This is a genomic window from Kordiimonas marina (assembly GCF_023006325.1).
GTDB lineage: Bacteria > Pseudomonadota > Alphaproteobacteria > Sphingomonadales > Kordiimonadaceae > Kordiimonas > Kordiimonas marina.
Genome location: NZ_JAINDF010000003.1, coordinates 498,789 through 516,817, shown reverse-complemented (window position 1 = coordinate 516,817; position 18,029 = coordinate 498,789). Strand labels below are relative to the sequence as shown.

20 protein-coding genes are annotated in these 18,029 nt (G+C 57.4%); 13 read left to right on the top strand and 7 right to left on the bottom strand.

The genetic code is table 11. From position 1 onward, the window contains the following. Positions 1-93: 93 nt before the first annotated feature. Positions 94-2,481, bottom strand: coding sequence for a M1 family metallopeptidase (locus K6118_RS08880; RefSeq protein ID WP_247119939.1), 2,388 nt, complete (start codon positions 2,479-2,481; stop codon positions 94-96). 266 nt (positions 2,482-2,747) lie between these two features. On the opposite strand from K6118_RS08880, the gene K6118_RS08875 reads away from it, so the two are divergent. The 3 genes from K6118_RS08875 (at position 2,748) to smpB (ending at position 4,779) form a co-directional block, all read left to right on the top strand. Continuing rightward, a complete protein-coding gene (locus tag K6118_RS08875) occupies positions 2,748-3,257 on the top strand; it encodes an EF-hand domain-containing protein (RefSeq protein ID WP_247119938.1) in 510 nt (169 codons plus the stop codon). Positions 3,258-3,400: 143 nt separating this feature from the next. Then, the gene (gene dapA / locus K6118_RS08870; RefSeq protein ID WP_247119937.1) at positions 3,401-4,291 is read left to right on the top strand and encodes a 4-hydroxy-tetrahydrodipicolinate synthase; all 891 of its coding nucleotides are present in this window, start codon (positions 3,401-3,403) and stop codon (positions 4,289-4,291) included. 5 nt (positions 4,292-4,296) lie between these two features. Then, positions 4,297-4,779, top strand: coding sequence for an SsrA-binding protein SmpB (smpB, locus tag K6118_RS08865; protein ID WP_247119935.1), 483 nt, complete (start codon positions 4,297-4,299; stop codon positions 4,777-4,779). Positions 4,780-4,790: 11 nt separating this feature from the next. Here smpB and K6118_RS08860 read toward each other — a convergent pair whose 3' ends face one another. Next, a complete protein-coding gene (locus K6118_RS08860) occupies positions 4,791-5,564 on the bottom strand; it encodes a cyclic nucleotide-binding domain-containing protein (protein WP_247119933.1) in 774 nt (257 codons plus the stop codon). Between the two features lie 270 nt (positions 5,565-5,834). Here K6118_RS08860 and K6118_RS08855 point away from each other — a divergent pair, with 270 nt between their 5' ends. Then, positions 5,835-5,996: a hypothetical protein gene (locus K6118_RS08855; protein WP_247119931.1), complete on the top strand. Its 162-nt coding sequence runs from the start codon at positions 5,835-5,837 to the stop codon at positions 5,994-5,996. A 77-nt stretch (positions 5,997-6,073) separates the two neighbouring features. Here the strand turns inward: K6118_RS08855 and K6118_RS08850 are convergent, their stop codons facing one another. Further along, positions 6,074-6,724, bottom strand: a complete 651-nt coding sequence (locus K6118_RS08850; protein WP_247119930.1) for a uracil-DNA glycosylase — start codon at positions 6,722-6,724, stop codon at positions 6,074-6,076. A gap of 84 nt (positions 6,725-6,808) precedes the next feature. Then, on the bottom strand, positions 6,809-7,411 hold the full coding sequence (locus K6118_RS08845) for a LabA-like NYN domain-containing protein (RefSeq protein WP_247119928.1): 603 nt from the start codon (positions 7,409-7,411) through the stop codon (positions 6,809-6,811). Positions 7,412-7,522: 111 nt separating this feature from the next. Between K6118_RS08845 and folK the strand changes: the two genes are divergently transcribed. The 3 genes from folK (at position 7,523) to K6118_RS08830 (ending at position 10,863) form a co-directional block, all read left to right on the top strand. Then, on the top strand, positions 7,523-8,167 hold the full coding sequence (gene folK, locus K6118_RS08840; protein WP_343269924.1) for a 2-amino-4-hydroxy-6-hydroxymethyldihydropteridine diphosphokinase: 645 nt from the start codon (positions 7,523-7,525) through the stop codon (positions 8,165-8,167). Positions 8,168-8,232: 65 nt separating this feature from the next. Further along, positions 8,233-8,556, top strand: a complete 324-nt coding sequence (gene rpoZ / locus K6118_RS08835) for a DNA-directed RNA polymerase subunit omega (protein ID WP_343269923.1) — start codon at positions 8,233-8,235, stop codon at positions 8,554-8,556. Positions 8,557-8,724: 168 nt separating this feature from the next. Then, entirely contained in the window at positions 8,725-10,863 is a 2,139-nt protein-coding gene (locus tag K6118_RS08830) for a RelA/SpoT family protein (protein ID WP_247119926.1), read from the top strand. Between the two features lie 11 nt (positions 10,864-10,874). Here K6118_RS08830 and K6118_RS08825 read toward each other — a convergent pair whose 3' ends face one another. The 3 genes from K6118_RS08825 to K6118_RS08815 are packed head-to-tail and all read right to left on the bottom strand — an operon-like array spanning position 10,875 to position 13,482. Then, positions 10,875-11,210, bottom strand: coding sequence for an ArsR/SmtB family transcription factor (locus K6118_RS08825; RefSeq protein ID WP_247119924.1), 336 nt, complete (start codon positions 11,208-11,210; stop codon positions 10,875-10,877). Further along, the gene (gene arsJ / locus K6118_RS08820) at positions 11,207-12,460 is read right to left on the bottom strand and encodes an organoarsenical effux MFS transporter ArsJ (RefSeq protein WP_247119922.1); all 1,254 of its coding nucleotides are present in this window, start codon (positions 12,458-12,460) and stop codon (positions 11,207-11,209) included. Before arsJ ends, K6118_RS08825 begins: the two co-directional genes overlap by 4 nt. 11 nt (positions 12,461-12,471) lie before the next feature. After that, positions 12,472-13,482 carry an ArsJ-associated glyceraldehyde-3-phosphate dehydrogenase gene (locus K6118_RS08815; protein WP_247119921.1) on the bottom strand — a complete coding sequence of 337 codons (1,011 nt, stop codon included), beginning with the start codon at positions 13,480-13,482 and terminating at the stop codon, positions 12,472-12,474. A 275-nt stretch (positions 13,483-13,757) separates the two neighbouring features. Here K6118_RS08815 and pyrE point away from each other — a divergent pair, with 275 nt between their 5' ends. The 6 genes from pyrE to recO are packed head-to-tail and all read left to right on the top strand — an operon-like array spanning position 13,758 to position 18,019. Then, positions 13,758-14,342 (top strand): orotate phosphoribosyltransferase, encoded by a 585-nt coding sequence (gene pyrE, locus K6118_RS08810; RefSeq protein ID WP_247119919.1) that lies wholly within the window; start codon positions 13,758-13,760, stop codon positions 14,340-14,342. 7 nt (positions 14,343-14,349) lie between these two features. After that, the gene (locus tag K6118_RS08805; RefSeq protein WP_247119917.1) at positions 14,350-14,913 is read left to right on the top strand and encodes a DUF2062 domain-containing protein; all 564 of its coding nucleotides are present in this window, start codon (positions 14,350-14,352) and stop codon (positions 14,911-14,913) included. 11 nt (positions 14,914-14,924) lie between these two features. Continuing rightward, a complete protein-coding gene (locus K6118_RS08800; RefSeq protein ID WP_247119915.1) occupies positions 14,925-15,659 on the top strand; it encodes a pyridoxine 5'-phosphate synthase in 735 nt (244 codons plus the stop codon). Between the two features lies 1 nt (position 15,660). Next, positions 15,661-16,335, top strand: coding sequence for a ribonuclease III (gene rnc, locus K6118_RS08795; protein WP_247119914.1), 675 nt, complete (start codon positions 15,661-15,663; stop codon positions 16,333-16,335). A 4-nt stretch (positions 16,336-16,339) separates the two neighbouring features. Next, entirely contained in the window at positions 16,340-17,251 is a 912-nt protein-coding gene (gene era, locus K6118_RS08790) for a GTPase Era (RefSeq protein WP_247119912.1), read from the top strand. Between the two features lie 24 nt (positions 17,252-17,275). Further along, positions 17,276-18,019: a DNA repair protein RecO gene (recO, locus tag K6118_RS08785; RefSeq protein WP_247119911.1), complete on the top strand. Its 744-nt coding sequence runs from the start codon at positions 17,276-17,278 to the stop codon at positions 18,017-18,019. The last annotated feature ends 10 nt before the right edge of the window (positions 18,020-18,029 follow it).

Genomic DNA, 18,029 nt, shown 5'->3' with positions numbered 1-18,029 from the left:
TCAAGTGTCTTCCGGCTGTCTTTATATAAGGGGTCATCACCCCAAAAGAAATTGGGGGGCAGATGCCCCCCAATGGTTCGCTTCCTGGAATGGTTATTTAGGCGTTGCCGTTTCCTTGGCTTTTTCCTTTTTCACCATTTCCTGACCGTCCAGCACTTCCTTCATCAGGTTGCGCGGATGGGAGTATTTGAACAGCTCCACGCGGGTCATCTTGGGCTTGGCCGGCCATGCGTTGTTGCTTTCGTCCGCATCCGCGGTTTCGTGGTTCGGATCGAGAACAACAGACTTGATCTCCTTGTCCCGGATCAGGAGCTTGGTCACATGCTTGGCATTGCGGCGCCAGATTTCGGCCGGTACGCGGACCTCCTCATGGCTGCCGTCTTTATATTCGACATCCAGGATGAGCGGCATAACGAGACCACCGATATTCTCGAAGTCGAGGAAATAGAGCTCGTGCCCGTATTTGAGCAGCTCTTTTTCCCAGTCCTTCAAGCCCTTGAGCTTGTCGGCATAGGCCTGCTTCTGCTTCTCGGTGACGATATAGTCGCTGTTCTCGTTATAGAAATCGAGAAGCTCCGGATATTTGTCGACCCGGTGCTGCTTGAGTTCCCGCTGAACACGCATCTCACCGGCGTAGCGGTGCTCATCCTTGTCCTTGGCTTCCTTGATCGGGTTTTCGACCGCAGGGTCCTCGGTATTGATGCGGGCATGGGTGATGCCGGTCAGGGCGATATCCACATGGTCGGTGGTGTAGAACCAGCCGCGGAAGAACCAGTCCAGGTCCTTGCCCGACGCATCTTCCATGGTGCGGAAGAAGTCAGCCGGGTAGGGGCGCTTGAACTCCCAACGCCGTGCATATTCCTTGAAGGCGAAGTCGAAAAGCTTCGGCCCCATGACGGTTTCCCGCAGGATATTGAGCGCGACCGTCGGCTTGGTGTAGGCGTTCGGGCCATAACCGAGGATGCTGTCCGACTGGGTCATGATCGGCACCTGGTCCGGGCTGGTCATATAGGAAATGATGCCCGTGGGGACCGCGCGGCGGGCCGGGTAGTTGGCTTCCCACTCACGTTCGGCGCGGCTTTGGAGGAAGCTGTTGACGCCTTCGTCCATCCAGGCCCAGTTGCGCTCGTCGGTGTTGACCGTCATTGGGAAATAGCTGTGGCCGATTTCGTGGATAACCACGGAGATCAGGCCGTATTTAGTCCGCTTGCTGTAGGTGCGGACTTCGGTGCCGTCTTCCTTCTTGTCGATCTCCGGCTGCGGGCCGTTCGACGTGATCATGGGATATTCCATGCCGCCGCCGAGAGGGCCATTGACCGAAATCGCGACCGGGTAGGGATATTCGAACGAATAGCGGCTGTAGGTGTCGAGCGTATGCGCGATCGCCTGCGTCGAATATTTGTTCCAAAGCGGCATGCCTTCTTCAGGATAGAAGGACATGGCCATGACCGTGCGGCCGCTGCCAGGCAGTTTCACGCCCCAGGCATCCCACACGAACTTGCGTGAGGAGGCAAAGGCGAAATCACGGACATTGTCGGCCTTGAAGTGCCAGGTTTTAGTGCCCTTGGCGCGGGTCTTTTCAGTCTCCAGCGCTTCCTTTGGCTCGACGACAAAGACCGGGCGGTCCGCCGTGCGCGCTTTTTTGAAGCGGGCGCGCTGGTCCTTGGTCAGGACATCGCTGGTATTCTCAAGCTCGCCGGTCGAGGCGACGATATGGTCGGCAGGCACGGTGATCTCGACATCATAGTCGCCGAATTCGAGCGTGAATTCGCCGGTGCCTAGGAATTGCTTGGTTTCCCAGCCCTCAAGGTCGGTATAGGCCGCAAGGCGCGGGAACCACTGGGCGATGAAGAAGACATCGTTGCCATGGCGCTTGTAGGTTTCATAACCGCCGCGGGCCCACAGGGTCTTGCCCTCGGGAATATGGTAAAGCCAGTCGATATCAAAGACGAACTTGCCACCGGACTTGAGCGGCTTCGGCAGGTCGATCCGCATCATCGTGTCGTTGATGGTGTAGTCCAGGTCCTTGCCGCCGGATTTGACGCTGTGCAGTTTGAAGCCGCCATCGAACTGTTCCATACGGGCGATATAATGCATCGTCGCATAGCTCATTTTCTTGGAGGATTCGCGGCCGACTTCCATCGTGGTATAGGCGTCGCCATGCTTGGCAAAACGGTTCTGGTCCAGCTGGAGCCAGATATAGGTCAGCGTGTCGGGTGAGTTGTTGGTATAGGTTACCGTCTCTGTCCCGGATAGCGTCCGCTCGGTTTCGTTGAGCTTGGCTTTGATCTTATAGTCTGCTTCCTGCTGCCAATATTGGTGCCCCGGGGCCCCCGATGCTGTCCGGTACACGTTCGGTGTCGGAAGATCCGCCTCAAGCTGACGGAACTTGTCTTGGAAAGTTCCTTTAGTCTGCTGAATCGCATCCGCATGGGCAGGCAGGGCGATGAGTGCAGCAAGCACAATCCCCACTATACGCATGTTTTTTATCCTTAATTAACTGTTGGCCTTAAACTCAAATTTCAACTTAAGCCGTGAAAGTAGGAGAAATCAGGGGTTCGGGCAAGATTATAGGGAAAGCTTATATCTAAAATTTAGTACACGAGAATGTGAGGTGTGATGCGAAGGGTGAGGTCGGTTGTCAGCGTACCATCTCCATAAGTTCACGACAGGCAACCAGGAAAAGGATCAAAAAAATGATCATCCGTACCTCGTTAAAACTCCTTGCTCTTTCGGGGGCGCTATATATGGCAGGCGGTGCAGCCAGCGCAGACGATAAGACACCGCCCAGACCCGAAAATATCTTCAAGCTGATGGACACCAACAATGACGGCGTTATCACCCACGATGAGCTGATGGCGCATGTTCAGGCCAAGTTCGCTTCCTTCGATAAGAATAAGGACGGGTTTCTTGTTCTTGATGAACTGCCCAAGGAAATGCCTATGCCCCAGGGTATGAAGCGCGGCAAGAAGCGGTTCCACAAAGGCGACAGGCCGTCACCATGCCAGGATGGCGACTGCCCGATGGGGGCGGAAGGCCGCCCGCCGATGAAGGCGCCGACCCGGATGCAGTTCATGGCCCGGTTCGACCGTAACGGGGACGAGAAAGTCTCGCTTGAGGAATTTGCGGAGCCCGCCGTGCGTCACTTCAAGCGCATGGACCTCAATGGCGATGGCAAAGTGACGAAAGATGAGGCCCAAGAGGCTCATAAAGAGCGTTTCAGAAAGATGAGGGATCACCGCCCGATGCGGCGATAACCGCCAGGTTTCCCGTTAGTCACTCCTCCCAAGAGAGACACATTTTCTGATATCGGAGCCTCAGGCGCACCCAGTGCTTGCCCTTTTAAGGGGCTGACGCTAGGGTGCGCCAACACTTTATCGCTATCTGAGGCTTGCTTGCCATGTTCAAAGGCTCCATTACCGCGCTCATCACGCCTTTCACTGAAGACGGTCAGGTCGATGCTGACGGCTTCCAGAAGTTTGTCGACTGGCAAATCAAGGAAGGCACGCATGGCCTGGTGCCTGTTGGCACCACCGGTGAATCGCCAACCCTTAGCCATGAAGAGCACCGCCAGGTGGTGGAGCTGTGTGTAGAGGCGGCAGGCGGGCGTGTGCCCGTCATCGCCGGGGCCGGCTCCAACAATACCCTGGAAGCTGTTGAGCTTGCCCAGCACGCCGAAAAGGTTGGTGCCGCAGCCGCCCTTGTTGTGACGCCTTATTACAACAAGCCGAGCCAGGCAGGCCTGATTGCCCATTTCAAGGCGATCCACGATGCCTGCGACCTGCCGATCATCATTTACAATATCCCGGGCCGGTCGGTTGTCGATATGGCGGTGGAGACGATGGCGGAGCTTTTCAAGTTGCCGCGTATCATCGGCGTCAAGGACGCAACCGGGGATATGAACCGTGTAACCGACCAGCGGGCCGCCATGGGGCCTGATTTCGTTCAGTTATCCGGTGAAGATTCGACCACACTCGGCTTTATGTCGATGGGTGGGGTTGGTGCGATTTCCGTGACCTCGAACGTCGCGCCGAAACTGTGCAGCCAATTCCAGGAAGCTTGCCTCGCGGGCGACTATCAGACGGCGCTTGCCCTGCATGATAAACTGTTGCCGCTTCACCGCGCCATGTTCATGGAGCCGAGCCCGGCCCCGGCGAAATATGCCGGTTCGCTGCTCGGTGTGTGCAGTGAGCATGTCCGCCTGCCGATCTTGCCTGTGTCAAAGAGCGCACGGGCTATCATCGCCTCGGCCATCTATGAGACGGGGCTTGAGCCTGCTCAGCTTGGATAAGCTTTATGGCGGCAAAGAAAAAAGATAAAAAGCCGGCATCCCGGATCGCGGCAGACAACAGGAAGGCGCGCCACCTTTTCCATATCGAGGATACGTTCGAGGCAGGCATCGCGCTTCAGGGCACTGAGGTCAAGTCGCTGAGGACAGGTGAAGCCAATATCCGCGAAAGCTATGCCGAGGAGAAGGGCGGCCAGTTATGGCTTGTTAACGCCCATATCCCGGAGTTTTCGCACGGTAACCGGTTCAACCACGAACCGCGGCGCCCCCGTAAGCTTCTGATGCATAAACGGGAAATCGACCGTTTGGGCGGCGCTGTCCAGCGGGGCGGCATGACCCTGGTGCCCTTGCAGATATATTTCAATGATCGCGGGCGCGCCAAGGTGCTGATCGGCCTTGCCAAGGGTAAGAAGCTGCATGACAAGCGCGAAGATGAAAAGCAGCGCGATTGGGACCGCCAGAAAGCCCGCCTCCTGAAGGACCACGGCTAACAGCCTTCCTGCTATTCGAACGGGACCGTAATGATGAAGCGCACCGGGCTCTCCGCGCTTCCTGCGATCGTGACATTCTGGCCCGGCTTCAATTTGCTTGTGGCTTTCATGGTATATTTGCTCAGCTTCTCGCCATTGACCATGGTGCCGTGCTGACTGCCCAGGTCGCGGACCCACAATTCCCCTTCACGCTTGATGATTTCGAAATGGTTGTCGGCCAGTTCGGGAGCGGAGGGCAGGGGAATCTTGAGGCCAGTTGCGCTGATAACGGCATGTTTCTCGGTGTTGTGGATGTTGCCGACCGTAAAGGGATATTCCTTCAACTCCACAAAGGTCAGCAACCGGTCCGCCACAAGGCGGGAGCTGCCTTCAATGGTTGGCTTGTCGCTTTTGAAATGCGGTATCTTGCCGTCCGTGCGGTCACTGGTTTGCTTGGCGCTGTAGCTGCTTCTCAGCCGCGCGGCCAAGGTGTGGACGACATGGCGCACAAGCGGGTCGGAAAAACTGCGGCGGAAAGCTTCGGCGTCAATGAACAGGACCTTGGTCCGGCAGGACGCCCTGGCGCTGACGCTGTGGTTGGCGCGTTCGATCACGCTGACTTCGCCAAGCAGTTCGCCACTGCCCAGGGAGGCGATGTGATGCGCATCGTCTTCATTCTCATGCCAGATGTCGATCCGGCCATCGAGAATCATATAGATACCGTCGCTCGGTGATCCCTGTTCATAAACGGTGTCACCCAGTTCATAGATGATCTCGCGACCTGTCGTATGTTCGGTCTCGGTCATGTCCCTCTCGCGCACAGTGTTTTTGTCGTGCCTCTTTCTCAAGAGCTACAAGTGTATCCATACACGTTCAAGAGTGAAGGAAAGGTGAAAATCGCAATCAAGGGCTTGATTGAACTATATATTGTGCCGTTATGCAAAAATTAAGGAAAATATAGTGTAATGGAGTCGTGAATAACAGCGAAAGCAAAGACGATGGCTGATCATGTCCTCCCCCCGACATACGCGACCACCATTACTGCTATGCGCCCAAGCTTGATGCGGGCTTTATGCATGGCAGTGGAATCTGGCGATGCGACACGCGCTGCGGGGCTTTATGCCCTCTGTGCTGGTCCCGATGCTGCGGCCCATCTCCGCCCCCGGGATGCGCTTGATGTCATCGGTGCCTGGCTGAGCCGGCAAAATGAAGTCGCGAATGATCTGATGGCTGCCTAAGGGTAGCCCAAGCCCTGTTGTTTTGAGTAACAAGCGGCAGCCCCTTGTGGGCTGCCGTTCGCATATCTAGGGGATTTTTATGCCTGCATGGCTTTCTGGCAGGCCTTCAAGGCACTCATGAACATCTCTTCCGTCAGCCGGTTCGTGTTCACGTTATAGCGGGAGCAATGGTAGCTATCGACGAGGATATAGCCGTTAGGCAGGGGATGAACCGCTTCATGGCCAAACGGGTAGCTGGCAAGCCTGAGCCCAAAGGTGCGGATCGTGGTGTCATGCGCGATCTTGCCAAGCGCGAGCAGGACTTTCAGATTCGGTAGGGCGGCGAGGCGTGCCTGAAGGAACGGGCGGCAGTTGTTAATTTCACTACCAACAGGCTTGTTCTGCGGCGGCACGCAGCGCACCGCGTTGGTCACCATGGTGTTGACAAGTTCAAACCCATCATCGGGCCTGCGGTCGTAGGTGCCCTTTGCCCACCCCATCTGCTTGAGGCATTTATAGAGAAGGTCACCCGCATAGTCGCCGGTGAAGGGGCGACCCGTCTGGTTGGCCCCTTTCAGGCCCGGGGCAAGCCCAACCACCAAAAGCTCGGCATCTTCCTTGCCGAAGCTTGGAACCGCGCCATTGAAAAAAGCCGGATAGGCTTTTTGGTTCGCTTCCCGGAACTCGACAAGACGTGGGCAGAGGCTGCAATCCGCGGCGGGCTCGGCTGGTGTGGCGGTCTGGGGCATGGGAATCCTCTATAATCTTTCAGGCATCAAAAAAGGCGGCAAGGGTGGCCGCCTTTTTGGCATTTGGTCAAGAGCCTCATTTGCTTAGGCTGTTTCCGGCTCAAGGTGGTCGGCATAGGCCTCGTCAAACGGGGGGTGCGCTGCGGGCTTGCGGCTGCTGCCTTTGCGTCCAACGATCTCACGCAGGTCTTCAAGGTCGATGAACTGATCAGCCTGGCGGCGCAGTTCATCGGCAATCATCGACGGTTGGGTCGAGTTGGAGCTGACGACCGTCACGCGGACGCCGCGGCGCTGGATCGCTTCCAGGAGGCGGCGGAAGTCGCCATCACCGGAAAAGAGGACCACGTGGTCGAGATTGTCCGAGATATTCAGCATATCAACGGCGATCTCAATATCCATGTTGCCTTTGATTTTGCGGCGGCCATGTTCGTCGGTGAATTCCTTCACCGGTTTGGTGACGAGCGTGAAGCCGTTATAATCAAGCCAATCAATGAGCGGGCGGAGCGGTGAATACTCCTGATCTTCCAAGATGGCAGTGTAATAGAAAGCCCGGATAAGGCGGCCTTGCTGCGAGAAATGCGAGCGCAGGCTCTTGTAGTCAATTTCCATGTCGAGTGCGCGGGCGGTGGCGTACAGGTTTGCGCCATCTATGAAGAGCGCAAGGCGTTCCTCTGGATAGAAAATCATTTTATAAATCCAATCGCTAAACTAATTAAAAAATACCGGCTGACAGCTGGGAGCTGTTGGGTGCTAGAGTGTTGACCCCATGTCGTTAAAGTTTGGTTAATAATTAAGTCAATGTCCAGTTCTTCAACAGATTGTGACAATATACAGGTCCGCGAAAACATGCCAGTTTTACTTGCGATGGGTGGGAACCTTCCATCAGCGGTCGGAACACCGCTCGATACCCAGGTTGCAGCCCTTGAATGTTTGCTGAAGGCGGGGGTGGAGGTCGAGGCGGTTTCGTGCCTTTATCGGACATCCCCGGTCCCGGTATCGGACCAGCCTGACTTTATCAATTGCGCGCTGCGGGTGCGGACACATCTAGCCCCACAAGCCTTGCTGGACGTGTGCCAGGAGACCGAGGTCGCCCTGGGGCGGCAAAAGGGGGAGCGGTGGAGCGCCAGAACCTTGGATATCGACGTATTGGCCTATGGCGACAGGGTCCTGCCGGACGAACAGGCCTGGCGTGACGTCACCTGCAACCCTGACCCTGCCTATATCCTGGACCAGGCTGTCGTGCCGCATCCCCGTCTGCACCTGCGGGGGTTTGTCCTGATGCCGCTTAATGATATTGCGCCGGAGTGGCGACACCCGGTGTTAGGGACGACGGTTAGGGAAATGCTGACGAAGTTGCCTGCTTCCGACCGCGCCGGTATTGAGCGTATGGCTGTTGATTTTGGCCGATTCTCGACTTTACAGCCGGGAAGAGGGGCTGTATAAGCGGGCGCTCGACCTACGTGGTTTGCTGAAAGAGGGCAAACCCTATCAAGTTTTGGAGATATTGCATGGCTCGCGTCACCGTAGAGGATTGCGTAGACAAGGTTCCGAACCGGTTTGATCTGGTGCTGTCTGCAGCGCAACGTGCGCGTCAGATTTCCAGTGGTGCGCCGCTGACCGTCGATCGCGACAATGACAAGAACGCCGTCGTTGCCCTGCGTGAAATTGCTGACGAAACCATCGATGCCGCTGCTATGACCGAAGCTGTCATCCAGAGTATGCGGTTGGTTGTCGAATCCGACGAGCCGGAAGAAGTGGATCTGTCGATCCTGATGGCTGGTATGGATAGCGAAACCAAGGGTGAAGCTGCGGCAAAGCCTGAAGAAGCTTAATTATACGGCGCCATCTGCGCGCTCGTTGAAAACCCGGTCTTTGGCCGGGTTTTTTTGTTCTTCTTCTATTTTCTCCAGCAATGCCGGAAGATGGGTCTGGATAATTCCTTCAGAATCTTTATTTCTGAACGAATGGATATATTTGTTTCGGTTTGGTGAGGATGCCCGGTGATCCGTCAGTTTGAACTTGTGGAAATGGTCAAGGCCTACGACAAGAATGTCGATGAGGCGCTTTTGAACCGGGCCTATGTTTTTGCCATGAAAGCCCATGGCACCCAGACGCGTGCCTCCGGTGACCCATATTTCTCCCACCCCTTGGAAGTGGCCGGCATCCTGACGGCGTTGAAGCTGGACGGCAACACGATTGCCACGGCGCTCCTGCATGATGTGGTTGAGGACACGGTCGCCACCATTCCGGAAATCGAGGAATTGTTTGGCCCCAAGGTGGCGGAGCTGGTCGATGGCGTAACCAAGCTTTCCAAGATTGAGCTGCAGACCGAAAGCGAACGCCAGGCGGAGAACTTCCGGAAATTCGTGCTGGCCATGTCGAACGACATCCGCGTGCTTCTGGTGAAGCTTGCCGACCGCCTGCATAATATGCGCACGCTCAATTACATCCAGAAGGAAGCGAAGCGCCGGCGTATCGCCCTTGAAACCCTCGAAATTTATGCGCCGCTTGCCGAACGCATCGGGATGCACGAACTGAAGGATGAGCTGGAGCATCTGGCGTTCCAGCATCTGGACCCGGAAGCGATGGAGTCAATTTCCGCCCGGCTGCATTATCTGATCGAGCAAAGTCCGAACCTGGAACAGGATATGGTGACGGCGCTGCAGGCGCTGATGGCGGAAACCGGCATCACCTGCAAGGTGAGCGGCCGGATCAAGCGTCCGTATTCGATCTGGCGGAAAATGGAACGCCAGAATATCACTTTCGAGCAGCTTTCCGACGTCATGGCGTTCCGCATCATGGTGGACGATGTCGCTACCTGCTACCGCGTGCTCGGGATCGTGCACCAGAAGTACCCAATGGTGCCGGGCCGCTTCAAAGACTATATCTCCACGCCCAAGCGGAACTTCTACCGCTCCATCCATACGACTGTGATCGGCCCCTTGAACCACCGGCTGGAAATTCAGGTCCGGACCCACCGGATGCATGAAGAAGCCGAAATGGGTGTGGCCGCGCACTGGCAATATAAGCAGGCGGCTGAAAAGGTGGACGGGTCGCAGTATCTGTGGGTGCGGGAACTTCTGGAAATTCTGGATCATACCACCGACCCGGAAGAGTTCCTGGAGCACACAAAGCTCGCCATGTTCCAGGATAAGGTCTTCTGTTTCACCCCGAAAGGGGAGCTGGTTTCCCTGCCGCGTGGGTCTTCCACGGTTGACTTTGCCTATGCCGTACACACGGAGGTGGGCGACCACTGTGTTGGCGCCAAGGTCAACGGCCGTATGGTACCGCTCCGCCACCAGCTTGAGAATGGTGACCAGGTCCAGATCCTGACGAGCAAGGGCCAGGCGCCGTCGCCGCGTTGGGAAAGCTTTGTTGTGACAGGCAAGGCCCGGTCAGCGATCCGCCGTCATGTCCGCCAGCAGCAGATTTCGGAATATAGCCATCTTGGCCATACGCTTATCGAGAAAGCCTGCCGCCGGAACGGGCTCGACTTCTCCCCCCGCGTGATCGAAGAAGCCGCCCGGGTCCTGAACCTGGAAGATGCCGACATGCTTTATGCTCTCGTGGGGCAGGGCACGCTGACGGAAGATGAAATCCTCCGGGCCTCTTTCCCCGGCTTCCGGGAAGATGCCCGCGCCGAAGGCCTGCCGACCGTGCACCATGAATGGGAGGCCATGAAAGATGCCGCCCTGCCGATCAAGGGCATCAACAAGGAATCGGCAGTTCATTTCGCCGATTGCTGCCATCCGGTGCGCGGCGACAGGATTGTCGGGATGCGCATTCCGGGCAAGGGTGTTGAAATCCATACCATCGACTGCGGCAAGCTTGATGCTTTCGATGACCGACCGGAATTGTGGATCGACCTCAAATGGCAGGACGATGAGGACGATGATGCTTTCTATGCGGGCCGCTTGAGGCTGGAGGTCACCAATGAACGCGGGGCGCTTGCCACCATCGCGGCCATCGTGGCGAAGGGTGGCGGAAACATCTCCAACCTGGTGATCCCGGAACGGGACCCTGAATTCTATATCATGATCGTCGATGTCGAAGTCAGGGACGTGAAGCACCTCAATGATATTAGCCGCAGTTTGCGGGTGAGCCGGGTCATCAGCCGGGTCGACCGGGTGCTGGGCTAATTGGGGGCTAACTATCCGCAAACGGCCTTTTCATTGCCGACCATGCCGCAGATTTCAGGATGGCCATGGCAGCAATCACTGACCAGATAATCCAGAAATTCCCGCGTGGTCGCGATATTCACTGAATAGATGAGGCTGCGGCCTTCGCGCCTTGCGGCAATCAACCCTGCGTTCGACAGGATAGAGAGGTGCGATGATAGCGTGTTTTGCGGTACGCCAAGGCGGTCGGCAATGATGCCTGCCGCGAGCCCATCTTCCCCTTCCTGCATCAAAAGCCGGAAGACCCCTAAGCGAGTTGTTTGCGCGAGCGCTGAGAGCACCCTGACGACCTGGGCATCGTTTGTCATGCGACATCTCCTTGGGCGGGTGAGCGTGTCAGCGGCAACGTCAGAAGGGCGGCAATACTTATCATTGCGCCCGAGGCAAAAAGACAGGCCACCAGCCCGGCATATTGATAGATCAGGCCTGAAAGCAGGGTCCCTGCCAGCCGCCCCAAGGCATTGGCGGTATAATAGAAGCCGACATTGAGGGAAACCTTGTCATTATCCGAATAGGCGACGATCAGGTAGGAATGCAGCGCCGAATTAACGGCGAACAAGATACCGAACAGCATCAAGCCGGGAATTAGCCAGCCTGTCGTTGTCAGCACAGGGGTGATATTTGCCAAGAGGCTTTGGCCCTTGTCGGTCATGCCAAGCGCCAGGATAAAGGTGAGGAGGGCCAGAAGGCTTCCCCAAGTGCGGGCGGCGTGGGCCGCGCCAGTGCTGTCGTGCGCTGACTTGAGGGCCTTGGGCACTAGGGCTTGCACAATACCGTAGCCGATCACCCACGCCGCCATAAAGGCGCCGACGGCATCGAAAGACCAGCCGGTAACACCCGCCAGATAAACGGGTAGGCCAACCACGAACCAGACATCGCGGCTTGCGAACAGGAAGATGCGGGCCGCAGACAGCCAGTTGATTTCCCGGCTTTTGGAGAACAGGTCGCGCCCGCGGATCTTCTCTTTCGCTTTGCCAAGCTCGGAGGTCAACCGCAGGACGGACAGGATAAGAATGACGGCCAGGCCTGCCGCCATGGCGATCAGCGCCCCCACGAAGCCCAGGGAGGCCAGAAGGAAGCCGCCGACGAAGAAACCGACGCCCTTGAGGGCGTTTTTGGAGCCGGTCAAAAGCGCGACCCATTTGAATAAAAGGCCGTGACTTTCTTCCGCGACCACTAGTTTGACCGCCGATTTGGAACTCATTTTCGTGAGGTCCTTGGCGACGCCGGAAAGCGCCTGGGCCGCCATGACATAAGCGACAGAAAGCGCGAGCGTAAGACCCGCGGGGAGGGCGGCCAACATCAAGAGGGCGACGATCTGGGTGGTAAGCCCGGCAAAGAGCGTGAGCCTGAGCCCATAGCGGGCGCCGATCCAGCCACCGACGAAATTGGTCAAGACCCCCATGACTTCATAGAGAAGGAACAGGAAGGCGAGTTCGACCGGGGTGTAGCCAAGGGCATGAAAGTGCAACAGCACCAGCATCCTCAGCGCGCCATCGGTAATGGTGAAGCCCCAGTAAGCGGCGGTCACCACGGCATAATTCTTAATATCTCTCATGTGGGTGCGCCTCAGAAACTGGCGGCGATCATGCTGGCGATGTCTGCCATGCGGTGCACATAGCCCCATTCATTGTCATACCAGGCATAGAGTTTGAGCTGGGTGCCGTTCACAACCATGGTCGAGGGCGCATCAATGATCGATGAGCGCGGATCGTTCAGATAGTCGGCTGAGACCAGGGGCCGGGTTTCATAGCCCAAGATACCTTCGAGGTAACTGCCGGCGGCTTCCTCGAACAGGGCGTTGACGGCCTTGGCGGTGGTCTCCTGCTCCAGTTCGAAGACACAATCGGTCAGGGAGGCATTGAGAAGCGGTACCCGGATGGCGTGGCCGTTCAGGCGTCCTTTGAGTTCAGGGTAGATCACGGTGATCGCGGTGGCGGACCCTGTGGTCGTTGGAATCAGCGATTGCAGGCAGGACCGGGCACGCCTCAGGTCCTTGTGCGGGGCATCGACAATCACCTGGGTGTTGGTGACATCATGCACCGTGGTGATGGAGCCGTGGCGGATGCCGATCTTTTCATGGATGACCTTGACGACGGGGGCCAGGCAGTTGGTGGTGCAGGATGCCGCGGTGATGAGGTCATGCTCAGCCGGGTCATAAAGGTCATGGTTCACGCCCATGACCAAATTAAGCGCGCCTTCCTCCTTCACCGGGGCGGACACCAGCACCTTGCGGATACCTTGGTCATAAAAAGGCTGCAACAGGCTGCGGGCTTTGAACCGGCCGGAACAATCGACAACCAGATCGACTTGTTCCCCAGTCCATCCGGTCTCCGCCGGGCTTTTTGCACGGGTGACGGCCACCAATTTCCCATCAATTGTAATGCCGTTTTCCGAAGAAGCGATTTCCTTGTCCCACCGGCCGTGGACGCTATCGAACTCAAGCAGATGAGCGAGCGTGGCTGTATCGGCGGCAGGGTCGTTTATGGCGACCAGTTCAACATCATCCCGTTCCCACACGGCGCGGGTAAAGAGGCGGCCCATGCGGCCAAATCCGTTGATTGCGATGCGAAGTGCCATGATTTTGCTCCCTTGCTGAGGCAGCCATCTGCCAGCGTGTATATTTATATCGATATATGTCGATATATAGAAGTCGTGTTGCGATATTATGTCAGCATCGGGGCTGGAAAGGCCGGGACCGGATATGCATGACAGACACCTGCGACAATTTTCCGTCTCGCCACACCTGCGGTTTGACGCAATTTCCCTTGACGCGGACGGGCGGGCGCACTATCCGCGCATTCAGACATTTCTCACCCAGCCATCGGGCTCAGCCAGCAGGAAGGACAGAAATCATGGACCAGGAAGCCGTACTTCAGGAATTTCGCGATGCCGAAGCCTTGCTCGAAGGCCATTTCAAGCTGTCCTCCGGCCTGCATAGCTCGGTTTATCTGCAATGTGCCCGAGTCCTGATGGACCCGAAGCGGGCGGAACGTCTGTGCAAAGCCTTTGCTGACAAGCTCAAGGCGACGGGCGTCGAGATCGACATGGTCGTCAGCCCGGCCATGGGCGGTGTGATCGTTGGCTATGAAGTGGCGCGCCAGCTTGGGGTCATTGGCATTTTCACCGAACGTGTCGATGGCGAGTTCGCGCTGCGCCGTGGTTTCGAAATCCCCCAAGGTGCCCGCATCCTGATGATGGAAGACGTGATCACCACGGGTCTGTCCTCACGCGAATGTATCAAGACCATTAACGAATGGGGTGGTAATGTTGTGGCTGCTGGCTGCCTGATCAACCGTTCAGGTGGTAAGGTGGACGTGGGCGCACCGATTACCGCGCTCGTCACCATCGAGGCACCGACATACAAACCTGAAGAGCTTCCTGAAGACTTGAAGGCCATTCCGGCTATCAAGCCAGGGAGCCGTGGGCTGAAGGCGTAAAGAGAGAATGCTGTTCCGGCGTCGTGCAGATTTAAGTTTTGGACAAAAATTTCTGGGCTTCCTGTGGCCGCGGTCCGGGTGGGTTCGTGCGATCAAATATATCTGGCACCGGGTCGCCCGCTTGCCGGGGACGCCGCATAGCATTGCTGCCGGTTTTGCCGCGGGGGCTGCTGTTTCCTTCACGCCATTCCTGGGGCTTCATTTCCTGATGGGGTTTGCCGTTGCCTGGCTCACGCGCGGCAACATGCTGGCATCCGCCATTGGTACCGCCGTTGGGAACCCATGGACATTTCCGTTCATTTTTGCGCTGACCGGCCAGGTTGGCGCGCTCATTCTCGGCCATGATGTCACCGCCGGTGTGCCCGCCTGGAGCTGGGCTGAGCTCATGGCGGCGCCTTTCCACTATCTATCCTCTTTCCTGCCTGTGGTATTTCCGCTTATTGTAGGCGGTGTTCCCGTTGCTATTGTCGTGTGGCTGCTGTTCTATATCTCCCTGAAGGGGCTATTGATCGGCTATCACGCCAATCGTCAACAGAAGTTAAAGGCAAAAAGGCCGCAGGTTAGCGGCTGAAAAGGCAGGGTATGACAAGGGATTATTTGCGCCTCGGGGTCAATATTGACCATGTGGCAACCATCAGGAACGCGCGTGGTATCCGGCATCCGGACCCGGTTCGTGCGGCAGGCCTCGCCGTCAAGGCAGGAGCTGACGGCATTACCGCGCATTTGCGTGAAGACCGGCGCCATATCTCCGATGAAGATATCGCGATGCTTTCGGATGTGCTGACCGTCCCCCTTAACCTGGAGATGGCAGCGACCGACGAGATGCTGGAAATCGCCCTCAGGCATCAGCCCCATGCCTGTTGCCTTGTCCCTGAAAAACGGCAGGAACTGACGACAGAGGGCGGCCTTGATGTCGCCGGTCAGCATAACCGGCTGTCGCCTTATGTTCGGGCGCTTGTGGATGCCGGTATCCGGGTCAGCCTGTTCATCGATCCGGATGAAGACCAAATCCGGGCGGCCAAGGACCTTGGCGCCCCGGTGACCGAGCTTCATACCGGGGCTTATTGCGACCTTGTCGGCGATGCTCGGGCCGCTGAGCTCGACCGCATCCGGAAGGCTGCTGAGTTGGGCGTGAGCCTCGGCATCGAAATGCACGCTGGCCACGGTCTCTCCTATGAGACAGTCGCGCCGATTGCGGCTATCCCGGAAATTCGTGAACTCAACATCGGCCATTTTCTGATCGGCGAAGCCATCTTCCATGGCCTTGAAGCCTCGATCGTCGAAATGCGCCGCCTTATGGACGAGGCACGAGCGTAACATGGGCAAGCATGACATGACGGTGGAGCGGGAAATCGCAGGCTATCGTTTCGATAAGGTCAGCCTGCTTGAAGAAGCGCTGACCCATCCGTCGCTTTCGGGCACGCACAATTACCAGCGGCTTGAATTCCTGGGGGACAGGGTGCTCGGCCTTGTCATCTCGACCTGGCTTCTGGAAGCGTATCCAAGTGAGGCGGAAGGCAAGCTGAACCGCCGCTTCACTGCGCTTGTACGTAAGGAAACGCTGGCGGAAATGGCTCAGCAGTTAGGCATTGCCGCAGCGATCATGCTGACGCCGGGGGCGGAAGCCGAAGGCACGCGGGACAAGGAAGCCGTGCAAGCGGACGCATGCGAGGCCGTCATCGGCGCCATGTATCTGGATAGCGGCTACCGCTCAGCAGAGAAATTCATCCGTAAATTTTGGGCGCCGCTGATGAAGGACGGCCCAGGCATTTATAAAGACAGCAAGACCCAGCTTCAGGAATGGTGTCAGGCCCGCGGCTTGCCGCTGCCTGTCTACAAGATGGCTGGGCGCGAAGGGCCGGACCATAACCCGGTTTTCACCATTGAAGCGCAAGTCGACGGTAAGGGCTCGGCCAGTGCGTCGGGCAGTGCCAAACGGCAGGCGGAACAGGCGGCGGCGGAAGAGCTTCTTATGCTGCTGACAGGAGAATAATAGAATGGCGCAAACGCCAGAACAGGAAACACGCTGTGGTTTTGTCGCGCTTATTGGCGCCCCGAACGCTGGGAAGTCGACGCTTCTCAATGCGCTGGTTGGTGCAAAAGTGGCGATCGTGACCCACAAGGTGCAGACGACGCGGACGAAAATCACCGGTATCGGCATGCATGAAAACACCCAGCTGGTGTTTCTGGATACACCTGGGATTTTTGAACCAAAGCGCCGGCTTGACCGGGCCATGGTCAATGCCGCCTGGAAAGGGTCCGAGGACGCTGAAATCACGGTCCTTCTGGTGGATGCGCGTAAAGGGCTCGATCATGAGGTCGAGCATATCATCGCGGGCCTGAAGGATACCAAGCGCAAGGCCATTCTGGTTCTCAACAAGATTGACCTTATCAAGCGGGACAGTCTGCTGGCCCTTGCCCAGAAAATGGATGAAACCGGTGTTTTCACCGACATCTTCATGGTCTCGGCCCTCACCGGGGACGGCGTGGCCGATCTGAAGGCGCATCTGGCGGCCCAGTCGCCGGTTGGCCCCTGGATGTATCCGGAAGACCAGGTTGCGGATGTGACGCTCAGACTTCTGGCTGCCGAAATCACCCGTGAGAAAATTTATCTCCGCCTTCATGACGAACTGCCGTATTCGACGACGGTTGAGACCGAAGAGTGGGAAGAACGCAAGGACGGCTCCGTCAAGATCAGCCAGGTCATCCATGTCGAGCGTGACAGCCAGAAAGGCATCGTCATCGGCAAGGGCGGCAGTATGCTCAAGCTGATCGGCCAGATGGCGCGCGAGGACATGGAAGAAAACTTTGAACGCAAGGTTCATTTGTTCCTGCACGTCCGCGTAACAGAACGCTGGGCCGAAGACCGCACCATGTATAAGGATATGGGCCTCGATTACGTGGACTGAGGCTCATTCTCAAAGGGAATACGGATGGAATGGCAGGATGACGGCATAGTGCTTTCTGCCGCGCGTTACGGTGAAAGTGACGCGCTTCTTGAAGTGATGACCGCATCGCATGGCCGTGTACGCGGGTTCGTCAAAGGCGGCAGTGGTCGCCGCCAGCGCGCCAACCTGCAGGTGGGTAACCGGCTTCGTCTCAATTGGTACTCCCGCATAGAGGCCAACCTTGGCCGCTTTAGCGCCGAACTCGTCTACAGCCCGCTCGGCCTGATGATGGGCGAGGGCGCGCGCCTGAGCGCCCTGTCGGCAGTGGCTTCGGTCATTGCCTCCACCCTGCCGGAGCGGGAAGACCATGCCGAGATATATGAACGGCTTCTGGCTGTTCTCGACCTCCTTGAGGAAGAGGAGGGCACCTCCGTCCTTTGGGCCGGGGCTTTGGCACGGCTTGAGCTCGCTATCCTCTCGGCGCTCGGCTATGGACTCGACCTCACATCCTGTGCGGCGACGGGCACGACTGAAAACCTCGCTTATGTATCGCCCAAGTCGGCACGCGCCGTCAGCCGTGAAGCAGCCGGTCCCTATAAGGAACGCTTGTTACCACTGCCTGGCTTCCTGCTGGAAGCGCCGCTTGCGGGTGTCACACCGGATGACGTGCTTGGGGGGCTGCGCCTGACGGGCTTTTTCCTAGACAGGCAGGTGTGGGTGGTTCACGGCAAAGGTCAGCCACCGGCCCGGGACAGGTTCATCGCATCGCTCATGCGGGCTACCCAATGAGACAAAGAAA

What these genes read in the sequence shown, in the direction of transcription:
- K6118_RS08880 (WP_247119939.1), bottom strand. Translation starts at nt 2,481, where the DNA reads ATGCGTATAGTGGGGATTGTGCTTGCTGCACTCATCGCCCTGCCTGCC.
- K6118_RS08875 (WP_247119938.1), top strand. Translation starts at nt 2,748, where the DNA reads ATGGCAGGCGGTGCAGCCAGCGCAGACGATAAGACACCGCCCAGACCC.
- dapA (WP_247119937.1), top strand. Translation starts at nt 3,401, where the DNA reads ATGTTCAAAGGCTCCATTACCGCGCTCATCACGCCTTTCACTGAAGAC.
- smpB (WP_247119935.1), top strand. Translation starts at nt 4,297, where the DNA reads ATGGCGGCAAAGAAAAAAGATAAAAAGCCGGCATCCCGGATCGCGGCA.
- K6118_RS08860 (WP_247119933.1), bottom strand. Translation starts at nt 5,564, where the DNA reads ATGACCGAGACCGAACATACGACAGGTCGCGAGATCATCTATGAACTG.
- K6118_RS08855 (WP_247119931.1), top strand. Translation starts at nt 5,835, where the DNA reads ATGGCAGTGGAATCTGGCGATGCGACACGCGCTGCGGGGCTTTATGCC.
- K6118_RS08850 (WP_247119930.1), bottom strand. Translation starts at nt 6,724, where the DNA reads ATGCCCCAGACCGCCACACCAGCCGAGCCCGCCGCGGATTGCAGCCTC.
- K6118_RS08845 (WP_247119928.1), bottom strand. Translation starts at nt 7,411, where the DNA reads ATGATTTTCTATCCAGAGGAACGCCTTGCGCTCTTCATAGATGGCGCA.
- folK (WP_343269924.1), top strand. Translation starts at nt 7,523, where the DNA reads ATGTCCAGTTCTTCAACAGATTGTGACAATATACAGGTCCGCGAAAAC.
- rpoZ (WP_343269923.1), top strand. Translation starts at nt 8,233, where the DNA reads ATGGCTCGCGTCACCGTAGAGGATTGCGTAGACAAGGTTCCGAACCGG.
- K6118_RS08825 (WP_247119924.1), bottom strand. Translation starts at nt 11,210, where the DNA reads ATGACAAACGATGCCCAGGTCGTCAGGGTGCTCTCAGCGCTCGCGCAA.
- arsJ (WP_247119922.1), bottom strand. Translation starts at nt 12,460, where the DNA reads ATGAGAGATATTAAGAATTATGCCGTGGTGACCGCCGCTTACTGGGGC.
- K6118_RS08815 (WP_247119921.1), bottom strand. Translation starts at nt 13,482, where the DNA reads ATGGCACTTCGCATCGCAATCAACGGATTTGGCCGCATGGGCCGCCTC.
- pyrE (WP_247119919.1), top strand. Translation starts at nt 13,758, where the DNA reads ATGGACCAGGAAGCCGTACTTCAGGAATTTCGCGATGCCGAAGCCTTG.
- K6118_RS08805 (WP_247119917.1), top strand. Translation starts at nt 14,350, where the DNA reads ATGCTGTTCCGGCGTCGTGCAGATTTAAGTTTTGGACAAAAATTTCTG.
- K6118_RS08800 (WP_247119915.1), top strand. Translation starts at nt 14,925, where the DNA reads ATGACAAGGGATTATTTGCGCCTCGGGGTCAATATTGACCATGTGGCA.
- rnc (WP_247119914.1), top strand. Translation starts at nt 15,661, where the DNA reads ATGGGCAAGCATGACATGACGGTGGAGCGGGAAATCGCAGGCTATCGT.
- era (WP_247119912.1), top strand. Translation starts at nt 16,340, where the DNA reads ATGGCGCAAACGCCAGAACAGGAAACACGCTGTGGTTTTGTCGCGCTT.
- recO (WP_247119911.1), top strand. Translation starts at nt 17,276, where the DNA reads ATGGAATGGCAGGATGACGGCATAGTGCTTTCTGCCGCGCGTTACGGT.